Annotated in this window: 10 protein-coding genes and 1 tRNA gene; 3 read left to right on the top strand and 8 right to left on the bottom strand. The window is 68.2% G+C overall.

The window, feature by feature from the left end:
• Positions 1–6 precede the first annotated feature (6 nt).
• The 6 genes from AB0J66_RS11680 to cmk all read right to left on the bottom strand — a co-directional run bounded on the left by AB0J66_RS11680 (position 7) and on the right by cmk (position 14,138).
• Positions 7–8,640, bottom strand: coding sequence for a DNRLRE domain-containing protein (locus AB0J66_RS11680; RefSeq protein WP_364658822.1), 8,634 nt, complete (start codon positions 8,638–8,640; stop codon positions 7–9).
• A gap of 515 nt (positions 8,641–9,155) precedes the next feature.
• Positions 9,156–10,064, bottom strand: a complete 909-nt coding sequence (locus AB0J66_RS11675; protein ID WP_364658820.1) for a hypothetical protein — start codon at positions 10,062–10,064, stop codon at positions 9,156–9,158.
• Positions 10,065–10,300: 236 nt separating this feature from the next.
• The gene (locus AB0J66_RS11670; protein ID WP_364658818.1) at positions 10,301–11,218 is read right to left on the bottom strand and encodes a hypothetical protein; all 918 of its coding nucleotides are present in this window, start codon (positions 11,216–11,218) and stop codon (positions 10,301–10,303) included.
• A 723-nt stretch (positions 11,219–11,941) separates the two neighbouring features.
• A tRNA-Pro gene (locus AB0J66_RS11665) sits at positions 11,942–12,015 on the bottom strand.
• Positions 12,016–12,063: 48 nt separating this feature from the next.
• Positions 12,064–13,449 (bottom strand): ribosome biogenesis GTPase Der, encoded by a 1,386-nt coding sequence (gene der / locus AB0J66_RS11660; protein ID WP_364659468.1) that lies wholly within the window; start codon positions 13,447–13,449, stop codon positions 12,064–12,066.
• A gap of 5 nt (positions 13,450–13,454) precedes the next feature.
• On the bottom strand, positions 13,455–14,138 hold the full coding sequence (cmk, locus tag AB0J66_RS11655) for a (d)CMP kinase (protein ID WP_364658816.1): 684 nt from the start codon (positions 14,136–14,138) through the stop codon (positions 13,455–13,457).
• A gap of 226 nt (positions 14,139–14,364) precedes the next feature.
• Between cmk and AB0J66_RS11650 the strand changes: the two genes are divergently transcribed.
• Positions 14,365–15,021 (top strand): enoyl-CoA hydratase-related protein, encoded by a 657-nt coding sequence (locus AB0J66_RS11650; RefSeq protein ID WP_364658814.1) that lies wholly within the window; start codon positions 14,365–14,367, stop codon positions 15,019–15,021.
• A 68-nt stretch (positions 15,022–15,089) separates the two neighbouring features.
• Here the strand turns inward: AB0J66_RS11650 and AB0J66_RS11645 are convergent, their stop codons facing one another.
• Positions 15,090–15,596, bottom strand: a complete 507-nt coding sequence (locus tag AB0J66_RS11645; protein ID WP_364658812.1) for a DUF6245 family protein — start codon at positions 15,594–15,596, stop codon at positions 15,090–15,092.
• Positions 15,597–15,658: 62 nt separating this feature from the next.
• Positions 15,659–16,249 carry a helix-turn-helix domain-containing protein gene (locus AB0J66_RS11640; protein ID WP_364658810.1) on the bottom strand — a complete coding sequence of 197 codons (591 nt, stop codon included), beginning with the start codon at positions 16,247–16,249 and terminating at the stop codon, positions 15,659–15,661.
• A gap of 78 nt (positions 16,250–16,327) precedes the next feature.
• Between AB0J66_RS11640 and AB0J66_RS11635 the strand changes: the two genes are divergently transcribed.
• Together AB0J66_RS11635 and AB0J66_RS11630 are read left to right on the top strand one after the other, a co-directional pair.
• The gene (locus AB0J66_RS11635; RefSeq protein WP_364658808.1) at positions 16,328–17,287 is read left to right on the top strand and encodes an NADP-dependent oxidoreductase; all 960 of its coding nucleotides are present in this window, start codon (positions 16,328–16,330) and stop codon (positions 17,285–17,287) included.
• Positions 17,284–18,081 carry a MarR family winged helix-turn-helix transcriptional regulator gene (locus AB0J66_RS11630; RefSeq protein WP_364658807.1) on the top strand — a complete coding sequence of 266 codons (798 nt, stop codon included), beginning with the start codon at positions 17,284–17,286 and terminating at the stop codon, positions 18,079–18,081. Before AB0J66_RS11635 ends, AB0J66_RS11630 begins: the two co-directional genes overlap by 4 nt.
• Positions 18,082–18,091 lie beyond the last annotated feature (10 nt).

Here is an 18,091-nt window from a genome sequence, read left to right as displayed (position 1 = left end):
TCGCCTTCATGAGAAGTTTCGGGGAACCAGGCCGGGCGTGCCCCGGAAGTATCCTTCGCCGCCGTCGGGGCGGAAGAAGGTTCTGATTATGTCATCGGCTGACTTGACGCCGAAGGCCCCCGAATTGGTGTCGTAGCGCAACAGGTCGGTCCCTCGCGTGCCTTCCAGAACCCCGTTCCCGGCAGGGCCGTCGAGCAGGTCACGCGCACCGCTCACATAATCGCTCTTGTCCAGGAACTCGGGCATGTCCGCGCCCCCGGGCTTGGAGCTGCCGTTCGGCATCTTTCCGAGAACGTGCTTGTCGTAGTGGCTCTGAGCCTTGCCGGGGGCGAAGTTCGATCCGCAGTTGTGGACGAGGACCGGCTTCGTGCCGGCGAGCACGTAGTAGGTGTGGATGCCGTCGACCGTGAGGTTGTAGACCCGCTGCACCTTCTGATAGGCGTGCGTGGCAACGACCGCCAGGTGCTTGCCGGCCGGGGTCGTGACCGTGTCGCCCGGCTGCAGGTCACCGGCGTCGATCCAATCGCCTCGCTCGTCGACCCAGAACGGGTGGCCGGCTGTCGCGGTCACCGTTGCGGTGGCGTCTCCCTTGTCTCCGTCCGTGTCGATGGTGACGTCGACCAGGTGCTTGGTGCCGTTGCCGGTGATCCGGCGGATGACGGGACGGCCCTCCGTGTCGCCGTTCTCCGGGTCGCTGGCCAGCACCTTGTCGCCCAGCGTGACGTTCTCGATGGCCTTCTGGCTGCCGTCGGCCAGCAGGACCGCGGTGCCCGGCAGGAAGCTGTTGCCGACACAGTCCTTGCCGACCGACGCGGTCAACCGGCTCCCGGCGCTGTCCGCGGCACCGCCGGCCCGGGCAGCGTCGCCCGCCTTGCCGGCCTTGCCGGCGGCGCCGGCCGTCTTGCCCGCGGCACCGGCCTTGGCCGCTCCGCCGCCACCACCTCCGGCGGCGATGCTGAACGCGTCGAACAGCAGGTGACCGGCCGCGGCGCCCGGGTGACCGGACTTCACGTCCGCGGTGAGGCGATCGGACCAGTCCTGCACGGCCTGGCCGGGGTTGCTCAGGGTCTTCTTCAGGCCCTCGCCGCGCTCCTTCGCGCGTCCCTTGGCGGCGTCACTGGTCTCCTTGCTGACCAGGGGATTACCGCCGACCGCGGTGTCATAGGCCACCTGCGCGATGCCGGTGGCCGCGTCCTTGCCGTCGGAGCCGATCGCGCCGGCCGCGTCCTTGACGAAGTTGCCGACCTTGTCGGCCGCGTCGCTGAGCCAGTTGTGGCCGTCGAGCTCGACGTTGGAGATCGGGTTGCCGCCGGCGAACGCGTACCGGTTGCCGGTGTACGGGTCGGCCGCCAGGCCCAGGTCGTCGAGCGCCCCGTTGTACGAGTCCCGGGACAGGAACTGGTTGATGCCCGGGTCGTAGTCGCGGAAGCCCATGTCGTAGTCGCCGGTCGACTGGTCGAACCGCTTGCCGTTGAAGCGGTACGAGTTGTACGGCGTACGGTCCGGGTCGGGCTTGTCGCTCGCGTCGGCCTTGTCGGCGCCGGTGAACTGACCGGCGTCGTTCTTGCCGTAGGCCGTGTAGCCGTAGGTGGCCCGCCCGTCGCCCTTGTCGTCGGTGATCTGCTCGACGTCGCTGTGGCCGTCGTAGCCGGTGTAGGAGTCCTCCGTGGTGTTGTCGCTGTTGTTCTTGACCTGGGACAGCAGCTCACCGCCGGCGCCGTGCTGGTAGGACTTGACGACCTTGGTGCCCTCGAGCTCGGCCGAGAGCTCCTCGGTCAGCCCGAGATAGACCATGTCGGTGGTCTTGCCGCCGTGGGTGCGCTGCACCTGCCGGTCCAGTGGGTCGTACTTGTAGGTGGTGACGTCGCCACCGGGGTTGGTGGTGTGCTTGGTGGTGCGGTCGAAGCCGTCGTACTCGTAGCTCTCCAGCTGGATGCCCTGCGCGGTGACGGTCTTCAGCCGGCCGTACGGGTCGTAGTCGTAGCTGGAGCTGACACCGAGCGCGGAGGCCGAGGTGAGGCGGTTCTTCGAGTATTTGAAGGTGGTGGTGGTGCCACCGACGGTCTGCTCGATGACGTTGCTGTTCGCGTCGTGCACGTACGACTCGGTGCCGGCGCCGGAGCCCGTCTTGGTGGACTTGCGGATCCGGTCCTGCGGGTCGTACTCGTAGGTCTTCGTCGTGTCGAGGTACGCGCTCTTGTTGTCGGCGTTCTGCTTGTGCGCCGTGTCCTTCGACTTCTGGCCGTTCGCCGCGTATTCGTACGTGTGCTGGTTGACCACCGTGCCGTCGGACTTTTTCTCGACGTCGCTCGCGACCGAGCCGTCGAGGTTGTAGTCCTTGGTGACGACGTTCTTGTTGCCCTTGGTCTCGGTCTTGACCTCGCCCCGGGACGTGTACGTGTAACTGGTGTCCTTGGGCTTGCCGTCGTCCGGGTTGGTGGAGTTGCGGATCCGGGTGGCCAGGTCGCGTTCCGGCTCGTACGTGTACTCGGTGATCTGCTTGTCGTGGGTGCGCCGCTTGAGCAGGTCGTTCTGCTCGTACGCGTACGTCGTGGTGTTCTTGACCGTGGTCCCGAGCTTCTCCTCGACGCTGGCCACCCGGTTGAGCCCGTCGTACGAGACCGCATAGTTGTCGATCTTGGCGTCGGTGCTCTGGTCGAGCATCTTGACCAGGTTCGCGTTCGGGTCGTACTCGTAGCGGAAGTCCTTGCGCGGCGACGCCGAACCGGCGCCGTTGTCCGCCTGCGACTTCTTCTTGCCGTCCGGGTAGTAGGTCCAGTTCATCTCGCGTGCGGTGGCCCCGGGTGAGGTCACCTTCCGGGAGGTCTGGGCGCCGTTGTCGTCGTAGTCGTAGGTGGAGACGATGTTCCACGCCACGTCGGTGCTGGTCTTGACCCAGCCGTTGTCGAAGAAGGCGCTCACCGTGTCGTTGCGGGCGGTCTCACCCTCCGACGGCGGGGCCGAGATGCGCTCGAGGTTGCCGACGTCGTCGTACTTGTAGGTGGTGACGGCGGGCGTGGTGAACTTGACGTCGGTCTTCGAGTACGGCTGCTGCACTTCTTTCTTGCGGTTCAGCTCGTCGTACAGCGTGACCGTGGCGAAGTCGTCCGGGTCGGCGGTCGCGACGCCGCGCGGGCTGATCACCCGGGTCTGGTTGCCGACCTCGTCGTACTCGTACTGGGTGGTCCGGTAGGTCACCGTGCCCCCGGACGACTTGTGCGGGACCTTCCGCTCCTTGAGCGCCGACCGCTCGTCGAACACGGTCGTCGTCTTGTTGCCGTCCTGGTCCTCGTCGACGGTCTTGTTGCCGTCCTTGTCGTACTCGCTCTTGGTGGTGAAGCCCTTGGCGTCGATCGCCGTCTTCTGCCGGTGGTTGAGGTCGAACGTGTATTTGACGTTGAAGTCGTTGGCGTCGGCCGTGGCGTTCTTGCGCTGGTCGGCCGCGATCACCAGGTTGCCGACGTTGTCGTAACCGGCGGTGGCCCGGCCACCGGCGGCGTCGGTGATCTGGACGACCCGGTTGAGCTCGTCGTAGACGTACGACGTGGTGAAGTCGGTCGTGTCGGCCGCGGTGAGCGTGCCCTTGGGCTCGGTCTTCTTCACCACGTTGCCGACCTGGTCGTAGTCGTACTTGGTGACGCGGTCGGGGTCGGAGTCGTTGTCCTTGGGCTCGGTCGTCGTGCTGGTCTGATCAGCGGCGTCGTAGGACGCCTTGGTGACCGCGCCGGTCGGCGACGTCTGCTCGGTGACGTTGTCGTTCTTGTCGTACACCGGCGCCGGCGTGGTGATGTATCTGCCGGCCGCCGAGTCCTTCGGAACCTTGGTGGTCAGCGGGCGCCCGAAGGTGTCGTAGGTGTACTCCGACTTGTGGTTCAGCGCGTCGGTCTGCGACAGGACACTGCCGATCGAGCTGTACGAGTACGTGGTGACCTTGTTCAGCGGGTCGGTGATGGTGGTCGGGTAGCCGACGACGTCGTAACCGCCGTACTTGGTGACGTGCTCGTTGGCGTCGGTCTCGGTCTGCATCTGGCCGAAGCCGTCATAGGTGTAGCTGGTGGTGTAGTCGCCGGCGGTCGCGGTCGAGGTGCCCTTCGGGTCGGTGACCGATGTCAGGTTGCCGAGGTCGTCGTACCCGAAGTCCCAGCGCCGGCCCTCCGGCGTGACCTTCATGGTCACCTCGGCGGTGTGACCGCTGAGCCCGTATCGGTAATCGAGCCGGGTCGGCGCGGTGTTGTTCTGGTTCGCCTCCGGGTCCTTGATCTCCAGCGGGTACCCGGTCTGCTGGTCGAAGCGCCACGTGGTGACCGCGTGGTTGGCCTCCTCCAGCCGGTTGACGTTGTTGTCGGCGTCCCAGGTGAGGTTGGTGACCTCGTCCTTGGCGTTGGTGATCCGGGTGACCCGGCCGAACCCGTCGATCACGTTCTCGGTGGCGCGGCCCTTGGCGTCGGTGACCGTGGTGATCACCCCGGCGCTGGCCGAGCCGTCCGGGTCGGCGTACTCGACGTTGGTGATCTTGTTGAGCCGGTCGGTCAGCGTGCTGACCTTGCCCTCGGTGAACGCGTCGTCGCCCTCGAAGTAGTCGATCTTCGTCTTGTTCTTGCGCGGGTCGTCGACCCGGATCAGGCGGTCGGTGGCGTCGTCGTAGGCGAAGCCCAGCACCTTGGCCACGGCGGTGCCGGCGCCGTCGGTGATCTCCCGCAGCAGGCCGTCGTCGCTGTAGACCAGCTGGATCTGGCGGCCGCTGACGTCGGTCATCGACTTGAGCCGGCCGACCACCCGGGGGTAGCCGAGGCTGGTCACCGTGGTCCGGGTGCCGGCGACATAGACGTCACACGGGTCCCCGGCCTCGTAGTAGTCGAGGGTCAGGGTCTGCCGGTTGGCCGGGTCGGTGAGGTAGCGCAGCACCTTCACGGTGCGGTTGTTCTGCCGCACCCACTCGTACGTGAATTCCAGCTCGTTGCCGTTGCGGTCACGAACCAGCTGCTGGTAGCCGTCGTCGTCGAAGACGAACTGGCTGCGGTCCGGCCGGGTCATCGTCCAGGCCCGGGTCGGGTCGCCGTCGTTGGTCTTCTGCAGGAACATGTGCACGCCGGCGGGCTGCAGATAACGCCAGTCGGCCGGGTTGCCGCTGTCGTGCTTGTCCAGCTTGAAGGTGTGCGTGGTGCCGTCGCCGTCGGTCATCGCGACCTGCTCGGGCCAGGTGTAGTCGCCGCGGAACTCCAGCGGCGAGCCCATCCGGACGGTGCTCGAGGTGGACAGCGACCAGCCGAGACCCAGACCGGAGTCGGACGTGTCCTGGCTGTTGTAGGTGAGCCGGGCGAACGTCGACACGCCCCGGCTCGGGTTCTCCAGCGGGTTGTAGCCGACCACCGCGTTACCGGAGAACTGGTTGACCATCACGGTCGAGCCGGACCCGGTCGAACCGCCGGTGTACTGGTAGAACTTCTCCAGGCCGAGCTGGTCGGAGGTCGGGTTCTCGACCGCGACGCTCTGGTCCAGCGGATCGATCTTGGCGCTCTGCGACAGCCACTGCCCGGTCGTCTTGTTGCGCACGTCCCACTTGAGGACGTAATCCTCGCGCCGGTCGCCGTCGCCGCTGTTGGCCGGGGCCTTGACGGTGGCGTTGACGGTCACCACCCCGCCCGGCGCCTGGGCCGACGGCAGCGGGGTGTGCTTCTGGTTGTCGGCGTTGCTGACGTCGGTGCCGTCCGCGCGCTCCCAGCGGTACGAGAGCTCGTAGTCCGACGGCGACCACACGTTGTCGGTGGTGTTGGTGATGGTGACCGGCACCAGCGACTCGTCACCCGGGACCATCCGGCCCGGCGTGGTCGGCGCGTCGTAGGTGCTCTTGGTGTCCGGTGCGGTGTAGACGATCCGCAGGCGTGGCCGCAGCGACGGCTCGGCCGCCTCCGACGACAGGAACAGCACCCGCTGGGTGGGCGTGGACTCGTTCTCCAGCCGCACCAGGACGCCCTTGTTGGTGGACGCGTCGTTGACCCAGTTCTGCACGAGCGGGCCGGCCTTGAACGACGTCCAGCCCGGGTCCCCGGTGACCGGCGAGACGGTGCTGCGGACGGTGGACTCGGCGTCGCCGCCGGGCGTGGTCCAGCTGACGCCGCTGCTGGCCGAGTTCCACGTCGACTGGGTCTCGCTGAAGTCGCGGGTCAGGCCGCGCAGCTGGAACTTGCCGGTGCCGCCGCCCTCGGTGTACCAGCTCCACAGGCCGACCTCGGCGTCGACCACTTTGGTCTTGGCCGGCAGCCCGGTGACCGCGGGGAACTTGAGCACGACCCGGCTGGTGCCGTACAGCTCGCCGTTGTTGCCGACCTGCAGCTCACCACCGGCGTCGAGGACATCCCAGTTCTTTGTCGGCTGCTTGCTGGTCAGCGTGTTGTCGACCGCGCCGGCCTGGACGAACTTCACCACCTGGCCGGCCTTGGGCAGGCGCACCATCTCGGTCTGGGCCGGGACGACCGTGCCGTCGCGGGTCTTCACCGCGATCATGTAGAAGAACTGATCGCCGTACGGCTCGGACGAGTTGGCCGGCGTCGGCGTCGCGTGCGTGTCGTTGTAGGTGGTCTTGCCCGGCCGCACCGGCGCCACCAAGGTGGCCGCGGACGGCATGAAGTTCTGGGTCTTGGACGCGTGCACCTGGTACTCGACGATGTCGTCGTCCGGTGACGAGGACGGGTCGGTGTAGGCGCCCCAGGACAGGTCGGCGCCCGAGGCCCGGATCGTGGTGACCGGGTTCAGCGCGACACCGGGCTTGCCCCAGGTGAGCAGCAGCTTGGGGCCGTGGTCGTCCTCACCGCCGTACGAGAAGTCGCCGGCCTCGTAGCGCGGCCCGCCCGTACGGTTGGCCTCGTCCTTGCCTTTGATCATGAAGCCGTAGTTGGGTTGCGTGCCGTTGAGCCAGCTCTGCACGATCGACCGGACGCTGAACGTGTGCCAGGCGTTGGTCTGGTGCAGCTGTTTGGTGGCCTCGGCCCGCTTGACCAGCCGCACCCCGTCGGCGACGACGATCTTGCCGGCCACGTCGCCGAGCACCACCTTGTGCGTGGTGCCGGCGTTGAACTGGAAACTGCCCAGGCTGACCCAGGCGCCGTTGCCGGAACCGGTGGTCTGATTGACGATCTTGGTGGTGCTGCCACCGGCGTGGTAGACGGTGTACGGCGCGTTCGTCGCCCGGTTGCTGCCCGGGACGTAGTGCACCTGCACCTCGTAGCCGCCGGCCTCGGTCACCCGCGGCACCCAGGTGAAGTTGTCACCGGTCTTGGAGTCGCTGTTGTAGAGGTAATCGCCGGCGATGGCCTGGCTCTTGTCGGTCGCCGTGGCGCCGAGCCAGGACCCGACCCGGGACGTACGCGACGTCTGCGCCTGGTCGATCTGGTCGCTGTTCTCGCCCACCTCGCCGAACTTGGTGTTCATGGTGGACCAGTTCGCGGTGGTCTCGGACCAGTTCGCGGTGACCCGCCGTGCCTCGATCACCTGGGTGGCCTCGTCGGCGGCGTCCCCGCCGTGCACCTGATCGAAGTACATCTGCAGCTGGGCCGAGTCGAGCGTCGTGTTGCGCGGCACGTTGCCGAGGTCGAACCGGGTCAGCGAGCGGAACGTCGCGATGTCGGAGCTGCCCGCGGAGAGCCGCCAGATGTTGTCGTAGTTCACCGTCGGCTCGTACGAGTTGATCATGACATCCTGGGCCGCACCGAGGGTCGGCTGGATCTTGATCGTCGGGTCGACGGTGACCGGGTACTTGCGGTCCTTGCTCGCCAGCCAGGCCGGGTCGGCGGTGACGGTCAGGATCGTCCGGCCGTTCTCGACGCTGATCTTCTGCGTGACCGCAGAGCTCCAACCCTGGCCGTTCGGCGACTTCGGGTCGGAAGCGCTGTCCCACATGAACGGCTTGGGCAGCACGAACAGCGGCGCACCCTCACCCTCGGCGGCGTGCAGGGCGATCGAGCCGTCGGCCTGCGGCACCGCCCGGACGCGGTCCAGGCCGAGCACGAAACGCCAGGTCGGCGCCCCGGACGGCGGCGCCGACAGGACGATGCTCTCCTTGACCGCCGACGCGGTCACCTCGTATTTGAGGTCGGCGCCACCGGCCGCCGCCGGGTAGGTGACCTCGTCGCCGGCCGCGGCCGGGCGCACGGCGCGGGCCGGTGCGTCCAGGCCCATGGTGAGCCCGCGGCCGTCACGGTCGACCGCGACGAGCCGGTCGGATCGGTCGCCGAAGCGGCTGGCGAAGACGTTACGGCTCACCGCGTACGGGAAGCCGGGCGTGGTGGCGGCCGCGACCTTGGTGTCGATGTCCTGCCACTTGCCGGCCTTGTCGCGGTAGTGCACCTGGTCGGGGCTCACCTCGGCCTGCACCCGGCCGTCGGCCAGGGCGAAGAACTTGGTGGTGGCGGTGCGCCGGCCGGTCAGCTCGCGGGTGCGCTTGGCCGCCGGGATCGGAGCCGCCTTGACCTTGGACTCGGCGAACGGCAGCACCTCGCCCGGCCCGGGCGGGGTGCCCGGCACGTCGCGGCCGGTCACCGCCGGTGGCCGGAGCACGCCGGCGGGCGGGGTGGGTTGCGGTTCTCGTGGATGGGCGGCGGCCGGACCGGCCACGCCGGCCAGTATCAGCGAGAATCCGGCCACAGTGGACAGAATGCGAGAGCTTCGCCGTAGCATGCGAGACCTTTCGGGCACGGCTGATGAAGCGGTGCCGCCCAGGTTGCGACAGCACACGCCGACAACGGATCTGCCGCCGGAAAGGACATGAAGGGATCAGATGCCCGCGCTGACGACAGCCTCGTAGATGGCATATCGGCGCCCCCCGTGGGTGCCGCGCTGACCGTACCGCGTACGAAGCCGCGCAACAATTGCCCAAGGGCAATAGATCTTCAGGAATTTCAAAGGTAGACAGTCATCGAAGTCTGCCGGCGCGCGGACGGGGCCGCATACGCGTCATCGAATCGCCTTATCTCGATGCCGTGGCTTCTCCCCGGACCGCCCCCGGCCTGCGCCGACGCGTCGCGGGAGGTGCGGCCAACGGCCTCGGTGGGCCCAACACCGACGCCGAGCCGAAGATCGGCACCTACCGTGAGCCCCACCACAACAGGGATGCCCTGGCAACCACGACGTCCGCCCAGTCCCGAAAGCTCGTCGCCGGATCAGCTATCCGGCTGACGGATCGCGGCGCCCGGATCGGTGCTCTGCTCAAGGGCCGCCCACCACTCCTCCAGCTCATCGACCCGGCCCTGGAGGGCGGCGTTCGCCGCCCGGGCCGCCGCCAGTTCCTCGGTCAGCGCACCGATCGGCCCGGAGGCGGTGAGGGCGTCGAGCCAGCCCGCGACCAGCCGATCCTCAGCAGCGACCCGGCGCAGCGCGGCGGCGACCACCTCCGGTGACAACTCGGCCACGAACTCTCTCGGGAGCGTGAGCAGGCGAGCGACCTCGCCGAGGCTCCGCGCGGCGCTCATCTGGCGCCGAAGGCGCTCGGCGGACGGCACCGCCGGTTCGGCCGGCGTCGCAGCCGCCGCGACCGCCTTGGCCGGAGAAGGAGCGGGCTTCGACGCAGGCGCAGGCGCAGGCGTAGGTGCCGGCTCCGGTTCAGGCTCGGCCTCCGACGGGAGCTCGGGAAGGTCGTCCCCCACCCAGGCGTAGGCCAGAGTGTCGCCCTTCTGCCGTCGGGCGACATTGGGCCACTTGGGCAGAACCGCCAGCGCGCGGGGCCCGTACCGGGCCCAGGTCTCGTTCCGGAGACCGAGCTCGGCCAGACGCTCCCGGATCTCTCGCACCTTCAGCGGGACCGACGACTCGGCCAGCAGGTGGAGAACCACCGCGAGGGGCTCTTGGGCGAAGACGGCGTGAAACAGCCGCGAGTCGGACAGGGCCAGAAAACGCAGCGAACCCCTCGTCGCGACATGAACGCCGGCGCCCCGCGGGACAAGCTCCTCCTCACCCGTGTCATCCCACTTGACCTGATAGTTCGTCCCGTCATCCGCGAGGATCGATCCGGCTCGAGTACGGCGGACGCCGAACGAATCGGACACCCGGACAAGACCCTGCTCTGTGCTCACGAATGCGACTGTAATCGTTGTCGTCCCCGGCCGGAGCCAGCCCATCCTGCCCAGGCTCATCGACCAGGCCTCGGCCCGCCCGGACGGCCGGCGAAGGTCAGCGTGCCGAAGATCACCGCGCGCATGGCTTACACACGGACGCGCCGGAGACCCCCGTGGTGCGAGGGCCTCCGGCGAGGCGGTGCCGTGCGGTGGATCAGGATCCGCGAAGGATCAGGTCGCCGTTATTCGCGGCCTTATCCCGCTGGCGTTTCATTCAAGCCCAAACCACGCAGGATGTTATCGGCGTTCGCGTTTCCACGCAGCGCGGTCAAGGATTTCAAGCGGCCCAGCAAAGTCGTGGAAGAAGCGGGGCACTTCAAGTCTTGAATCGCCGACAAGGTCTTCTCAAACCGTTGAATGCGGCTTTCAAGATCCGTTCCACCCGGCAGGTTCCCATTCTTGAGCGCTACCTGCGCGTTCACCTGAGCTTGAGTGGGCGGGCAACGACCAGGAACATTCACCCCGGTAGGGCCAACGCGATCGGCCGTCGCGTTCGGATCACCCGGACCGAAACCCAGCGCCGGCACCAAAGCATTGATGTCACCGGAGCCAGCTCCGGTGTTGTCCGCTGGCGCGTTCGGCGGCGCCGCATTCCCCGCGCCTCTATCCGCTGGCGTCTCGTTCAAACCCAAACCACGCAGGATGTTATCGGCGTTCGCGTCTCCGCGCAGCGCGGTCAAGGATTTCAAGCGGCCCAGCAAAGTCGTGGAAGAAGCGGGGCACTTCAAGTCTTGAATCGCCGACAAGGTCTTCTCAAACCGTTGAATGCGGCTTCCAAGATCCGTTCCACCCGGAAGGTTCCCATTCTTGAGCGCTACCTGCGCGTTCACCTGAGCTTGAGTGGGCGGGCAACGACCAGGAACATTCACCCCGGTAGGGCCAACGCGATCGGCCGTCGCGTTCGGATCGCCCGGGCTGAAACCCAGCGCCGGCACCAACGCGTTGATGCTACTGGAGCCGCCTCCAGCGTTGCCCTGTTCGGCGGCCTGGCTCATCCCCGTGCCAACCGCGAGCGCCGAGCCGAGCAGCGCTGCAGCGGCACCTCCAATCACCAGCTTGCGCGTCCGGCTGCTGACTCGGCGTCGATAGCTGCTGACTCCGCGTCGATACATGCACGGCTCCTCTTCGTCTCGGTCCTGCTTGTGCCGAGATATACGAGCAATGACGTGGAAGCAGTTCATGACGCTGAGCAAGCCTTCCTTAAAGTTTCTTTAACGTGACCCGCGGGGCCGTCCAGCCGCCTTCCGGCTGACGAGCTGTCGGTCAAGCTGTTGGTCGAGCGCGGCGACATTGACGCACTCCGCGTCTACGCCGATGGTGATGAGTCTTGGGCCGTGCACACGCCGGTCGACGTGTTAGCCGAGCACGGTGACTTCGAGGCACTGCGCGCCCGCGCTGATGCCTGCGACTCTCACGCCGCCGGTCGAGTCGCCGAGCGCGGTGACTTCGACGCACTGAGTCGACCTGTTCGCCGGCCTCGGCGGGCTCGCCTACCGGCCGCCACCGTCCACGTCGGCTGGATCAAGGTCAGCGCGTAAGCGCAGGTGCCCTAAGGGATGGCGGAAGCGCCCCCGTCGTACGCCTAGTCGACCACGGTCTCGCGACCAGCCACGGCTCGACTCGGACGTAGGCTGCAATCTCCACACAGGTTCACGCAGCGGAAAAGTACGGGCTACGCGAGCACCAACTTGCCCGAGGCTCAGCTCGGTACTCGGACTGGGCCGCCACGTCGACGGGCTGAGGGGTCTACAAGCAGCGTGCTCGATCCCGGTGACGTCGTCAGACACGAAAAAGGGGCTCTCGCAAGTCTTTGACCTACGAAAACCCCTTCGCTGTCGGGCTGACAGGATTTGAACCTGCGACCCCTTGACCCCCAGTCAAGTGCGCTACCAAGCTGCGCTACAGCCCGCCGCCGCCCGGCCTACACCGCGCGGCAACTCCGAAAGCTTAGCAAGCCCTACCCATGAGCCTTACCCCGACCCCCGGGCCCCGTCTTCTTGCGGGGCTTGACGGAGATCTCGATCGGCGACCCCTCATACCCGAACTCCTCGCGCAGCTTGCGCTCCACGAACCGGATGTACCCGGCGTCCAGCGGCCCCGTCGTGAACAGCACGAACCGAGGCGGCGCCACCCCAGCCTGGGTGGCGAACAAGATTCGGGGCGCGCGCCCGCCTCGCACAGGGTGAGGCGTGGCCTGTGTCAAAGCAGTCAACCACTGGTTCAAAGCACCAGTAGGCACCCGCTGCTCCCAAGAAGCCAGCGCCCGCCGCAGAGCCGGCGCCAGCTTGTCCACAGCACGACCGGTCTTGGCGGAGATGTTGACGCGAATCGCCCAAGGGATCCGCTTCAGCTCCCGGTCAATCTCCTTGTCCAGGAAGATCCGGCGGTCAGCGTCGACAAGGTCCCACTTGTTGAAGGCGATCACCAAAGCCCGCCCAGCCTCGACCACCTGCGTCAGCACCCGCTGATCCTGCTCGCTGATCACTTCGGCCGCGTCCAGCAGCACGACAGCCACCTCGGCCGCTTCCACGGCGCCGGCAGTGCGCAGAGACGCGTAATACTCAGTGCCGGAAGCCTGATTCACCCGTTTGCGCAGCCCAGCAGTGTCAACGAACTGCCAGACCTCGCCGTCCATCTCGACAAGGCTGTCGACTGGGTCGACCGTGGTGCCCGCGACGGAGTCGACTACGGCCCGCTCCTCCTTGGACACCTTGTTCAGCAGCGAGGACTTGCCGACGTTGGGGCGGCCGACCAGGGCGACCCGGCGCGGGCCGCGCGGGCCGTCCTCGACGATCGGGGGCGGGTCGGGCAGCGCCGACAAGATGTCGTCCAGCAGGTCGCCTGAGCCGCGGCCGTGCAGGGCGGAGATGGGGTGCGGCTCGCCCAGGCCCAGGGACCAGAGCGACACCGCCTCCAGCTCGAGGTTCTGGTTGTCGGCCTTGTTGGCGACCAGGATGACCGGCTTGTGGGAGCGGCGCAGCATCTTGACCGCGGCCTCGTCGACGTCCGTGGCGCCGACGGAAACGTCGACGACAAACACGACGACATCGGCGGTCTGCACGGCCAGCTCGGCCTGGCGCGCAATGGCCAGGGCACGGTCGCGCGCGTCGGGCTCCCAGCCGCCGGTGTCGACGACGGTGAAGCGGCGGCCGTTCCACTGCGCGTCATAAGGCACGCGGTCGCGGGTTACGCCGGGGACGTCCTCGACGACCGCTTGGCGGCGGCCGATGATGCGGTTCACCAGGGTTGATTTGCCCACGTTGGGGCGGCCGACCACGGCTACGACCGGGACGGGGCCTTCGGGCTTGAGGTCAGAATCCACGGAGAGGAGCTCTCCGGGCAGGTCAGTCACGACTTCACCTTGCTGTTCAAAAGATTCAGGAGGTACGCGACGACCTCGTCGATGCCCATCTCGGAGGTGTCGACCTCGATGGCGTCGGACGCCTGCTTCAGCGGGTCCGCCGCGCGGGAAGAGTCAAGCTTGTCACGCCGCAGCAGCGAGGCCTCGGTCGCGGCCACGTCGGAGGTGGCGTCCTCGGCACTGCGGCGCTGCGCACGAGCCGCCGACGAGGCAGTCAGGTAGACCTTGAGGTCAGCGGAAGGGGCGACGACGGACGCGATGTCGCGGCCCTCGACGATGATTCGCGGGTGGCCGGCGATGATCGCCTGCTGCAGGGCCACGAGCTGCTTGCGGACAGCCGGGACGGCCGCGACCGCGGACACGGCCTGCGTCACCTCGGCGCCACGGATGGGCGCGTCGACATTCACCCCATTGGCCGCGAAGCTGGGGGCCGACGGATCGGTGCCGATCGACAGCTCGGTCTCGAGCGCGATCTTCGCGATGGCGTCGGGGTCGGCCAGGTCGGCCCCGCCCTGCAGAACGGCCCAGGTCACGGCCCGGTACATCGCGCCCGTGTCCAGGTAGACGCCGTCGATCGCCGCCGCCAGCCTCCGGGAAACGGTGGACTTGCCGGATCCGGAGGGGCCGTCGACAGCGACAACACACTTTTCCGGCCGTACTTCTTCCGCCACCGTTCCTCCAGGGTTTGCCCGCCCGACCAACCCTCCCATTGTGCCCGCTCCACCGGCCGCCGACGAACGTGGGGGTAACGGCCCTAGATGTACGGATTGTCGAAAAGCACCCGCTCCGTCAAGCCCGGCTTTCTGCCGTCCCGGCCCCTCTGCCGCGGCTGCCGGGCTGTCCTGCAACGAGAGCTGGGAGTAAGTTACCCAGCAGTAGCCACGAGGGGAGCCCGCGATGCCCACGCTCGAACGCCAGGATTCCGTCTACATCCTCGACCTGGGTGACACCGAGAACCGCTTCCACCCCGACTGGCTCACCGAGGTCGACGCCCTGCTCGACGAGGTGGCCAAGGGCGACGAACCGCGCGCTCTCGTCACCGCGGCCACCGGCAAGTTCTGGTCCAATGGGCTCGACCTCGAGTGGCTCTTCGAGCACCCGGAGGAGTTCACCGCGTACGGCATCAAGGTCCAAGCCCTGCTGGCCCGCGTCCTCAGCTTCCCCTTCGTGACCGTCGCCGCCCTGCAGGGCCACACGTTCGCCGCCGGCGCCATGCTCTCCCTGGCCCACGACTTCCGGATCATGCGCGCCGACCGCGGCTTCTGGTGCCTTCCCGAAGCCGACATCAACATCCCGTTCACGCCCGGCATGTCGGCCCTGATCCAGGCCCGCCTCACCCCGCAGACGGCCCACGAGGCCATGGTCACCGCCCGCCGCTTCGGCGGCCAGGAGGCGTACGCCCACCAGATCGTCGATGCCGCCGCCGCCGAACCCGAAGTCCGCAGCACCGCGATCGCCCTGGCCGAAACCCATGCCGCCAAGGCCGGGCCCACCCTCGAGACCATCAAGACCAGGATGTACGCCCCCGTCCTGGCCGCCCTGCGCGAGTTTTAGGGCGACCCGGCCCCCATCACGCCGCTGGCCGATAGCGCGCACGACCAACGCCAGCCAGCCGGCGTGCCCTAAATGTCCACCGACCCCAACATCTCCAGCAGGTCGTCGGTGTTGTCGACTGCGGCCTGCAGCACCTTGCGCGCCTCCCGCAGCCTTCCGGCCTGAGCCGCCAGCCGAGCCACATCCCCCGCCGCCACCGCTCCCTGCGTGGCCGCACTGACCGACAACAGCAGCTCCAGGCCCTCCGCCGCCTGCCCCGCCGCCAGCGGAATCGGATCGGTCCGGCTCTCATGCGCCATGGCCGGCAGCGGCAGACAGGCCCGCTGCACCTGCCACCGGATCCGATCAGCCCGCGCCGCCGGATCTTCCACACCGTCGAGCTGGCGCTGCCACAACGCGTACCGCGCCTCCCGGCTCATCAGCAGCCGATCCGCCGCCATCGCCTCAGCCTGCGCCGCCGCCAGCAGCGCCCCCGCCAACCAGGCCCGCCGCGCATTGGTGTCAGTGAGATCGTCATCAGCCGGCCGCGCCCCCAAAGCATCGAGCGCCGCCAGCAGCCTCTCCTCCACCCCCATCCGGGCAACCTATCGATGGAAACCCACAAATGCCCGGAGGCGCGCCCACTCAGCTCGGTGGCTCAGGGCGCGGGATAGGGCAGCGCCTGGGCCCCCTCCGGTCGCAGGCCGTCGAAGATGATGCCGAGGTAGCGGCGCCACAAGTCCGGTGAGGGGTTGGGCACGAAGCTGACCACGTGGTTGGGCGCGCACATCAGCAAGATGACGTCCATGCCGGAGATGTCCGTGCGGATGGCGCCGGCCTCCTGGGCGCGCGTGACCAGCGCGATGATCTCCGTGAACAAGTGCTCGCGGGCGGTGGCGAGGCGGGCGTTGATCTCGCCGGACTCGCGGAGGAAGGACAGGTCGAGCTGCTGCTGACGACCTGCGGCGGCTTCCATGAACTCCAGCAGGGCGGCGCCGGCATCGGAAGCAGCGGTCAGGCGCTGGGCCAGGGCGGCCAGGTCGTCGATGCGGTCCAGGACCACGGCGGCCAGCAGGTCGTCCTTGGTCGGGAAATGGCGGAAGACCGTGCCCTTGCCGATCCCGGCGCGGCGGGCGATGTCGGCTACCGAGGCGTCGGGGCCGTGGAGGGCGAACTCCTCAGCAGCGGCGGCGAGAAGTGACGAGCGGTTGCGGGCGGCGTCTGCGCGCAGCGGCCGGTCGATCGTCACGGCGGCAACTCTAACAAGTTGACCAGGCGGTCCGTTTCACTCTAACGTGACCGCACGGTCCGCTTACGAGAGGTTGCCATGAAAGCCATCGTTGCCCGTGACTACGGGCCGCCCGAGAGCTTCGAAGTCGCCGACGTCCCGGTTCCGGAGGCGGGGCCGGGGCAGATTCAGGTGCGCATCGCGGCCGCCTCGATCAACCCGGGGGACATCGTCATTCCGAGCGGCGCCTACCCCGTTCAGCTGACGTTTCCGCACGTGCTGGGGAACGACTTCGCCGGCACCGTCACTGCGGTGGGGGCGGGCGTCACCGCGTACAGCAGGGGTGATGAGGTCTTTGGTCACTCCGTGCCCCGGGCGCTCGGCGAGCTGGCCGGGGCCAAGCAGCCGTCGGTGACGACCGGGACGCTGGCCGAATATGCGGTCTTCGAGGCCGGTACGCCGTTCATCGCGCACCGGCCGCCCGGGCTGGACGTCGTCACCGCGGCCGCGCTGCCCACGGTCGGCCTCACGGCGCACGCGCTGATCAAGACCGCCGAGCCGCGGCCGGGTGAGACCGTTCTGGTCATCGGGGCCACCGGCGGCGTCGGGACGACCGTGCTGCCCCTTCTCAAGGACTCCCACGTGATCGCCACGGGCCACCCGCCCGACGCCGCACTGCTCACGAAACTGGGCGCGACGGAGGTGATCGACTACGACGACTACCCCAGTGGCGGCGTCGACCTGATCCTCAATCTGGTCCGCCCGACCGACCAGCTCCGGGACGCGGTGAAGAGCCTCAAGCCCGGCGGCCGGCTCTTCACGATCACGTTCCCGCCCCCGCGGCCCGAGATGATCGGGCGCGACGACGTCCGGTTCGAGCTGGTGCTCGACGTCGACGGCGACCTCGGCGGCATGCGCGAGGTGGCCGGGCTGACCCCGCTGATCACCGCCCGCTACGACCTGGACGACGGTGTGCGCGCCCTGACCGACTTCGCCCGCAAGCACACCGTTGGCAAACTGGTCGTCAACGTATGCGAATCGCATACAATGGCGGCGTGAAAGAAATCGACGATTGGCATCAAGCCGTCAACGCCCGGGATCTGAACGCCGCGCGCCGGGCCGTTGCGGATTCCGTGCTGGTCAGCGGCCCGAGGGGCACGTCGCACGTCAGCCGCGACGAGTTCGCCGAGTGGATCACGCGGTCGGGCATCGAGCTCCGCCCGACCGCGTCGCATCCGCTCACCGACCACGTCGTCGTCCTCGAGCAGAAAGCCCGCTGGCCGCAGAGCGACGACTGGACCGAAGTGGCCACGGCGTTCCGGGTCCGCGCAGGCCTTGTCGACGCCGTCCTGCGCTTCACCACCCTGCCGGAAGCGCTGGCCGCGGCCGAAGCGTTGAAGGCGGGCGAGCCCGGCCAGACGCTGTTCGAGTTCATCCGCCACTGGTCCCGCCGGGGCGACTCCGAGCACGGCCGCGACGTTCAGGTCACCGAGGCCGTCCACTCGCTGCGCGCCCGCCCGGAGATCACGGTCAACGACGTCGCCGCCGAGCTCGGCCTCGACCAGTCCGGCGCCTCGCGCATGATCGCGCATGCGGAGGGCTACCTGGTCGTACGGCCCTCGGAACGAGACGCGCGGCGCCGCACCATCGCCGTGACCCCCGCCGGCGCCGAGCTATTGCACCAAGCCCACGTCTGGCAGGAGGCCGTCTTCGCCGAACTCACCGCCGACTGGACCGACACCGAACGCGCCGAGTTCCAGCGGGCCATGCGACGACTGCTCGATGCTTCCCGCGCGCGGCTCACGGCCGTGGCGACACCCGGGTCCAGTTCCGTTCGCCGCGCCGCGAAGTAGCGGCCACGCA

This window comes from Actinoplanes sp. NPDC049598 (assembly GCF_040675435.1).
In the GTDB taxonomy this organism is placed as follows: domain Bacteria; phylum Actinomycetota; class Actinomycetes; order Mycobacteriales; family Micromonosporaceae; genus Actinoplanes.
The sequence above is the reverse complement of the archived record's forward strand: the minus strand, read 5'-3'. Positions and strand labels throughout refer to the sequence as shown.

Coding starts and splice junctions, on each gene's coding strand:
- AB0J66_RS11670 (WP_364658818.1), bottom strand. CDS start 11,218: ATGTATCGACGCGGAGTCAGCAGCTATCGACGCCGAGTCAGCAGCCGG.
- AB0J66_RS11650 (WP_364658814.1), top strand. CDS start 14,365: ATGCCCACGCTCGAACGCCAGGATTCCGTCTACATCCTCGACCTGGGT.
- AB0J66_RS11645 (WP_364658812.1), bottom strand. CDS start 15,596: ATGGGGGTGGAGGAGAGGCTGCTGGCGGCGCTCGATGCTTTGGGGGCG.
- AB0J66_RS11635 (WP_364658808.1), top strand. CDS start 16,328: ATGAAAGCCATCGTTGCCCGTGACTACGGGCCGCCCGAGAGCTTCGAA.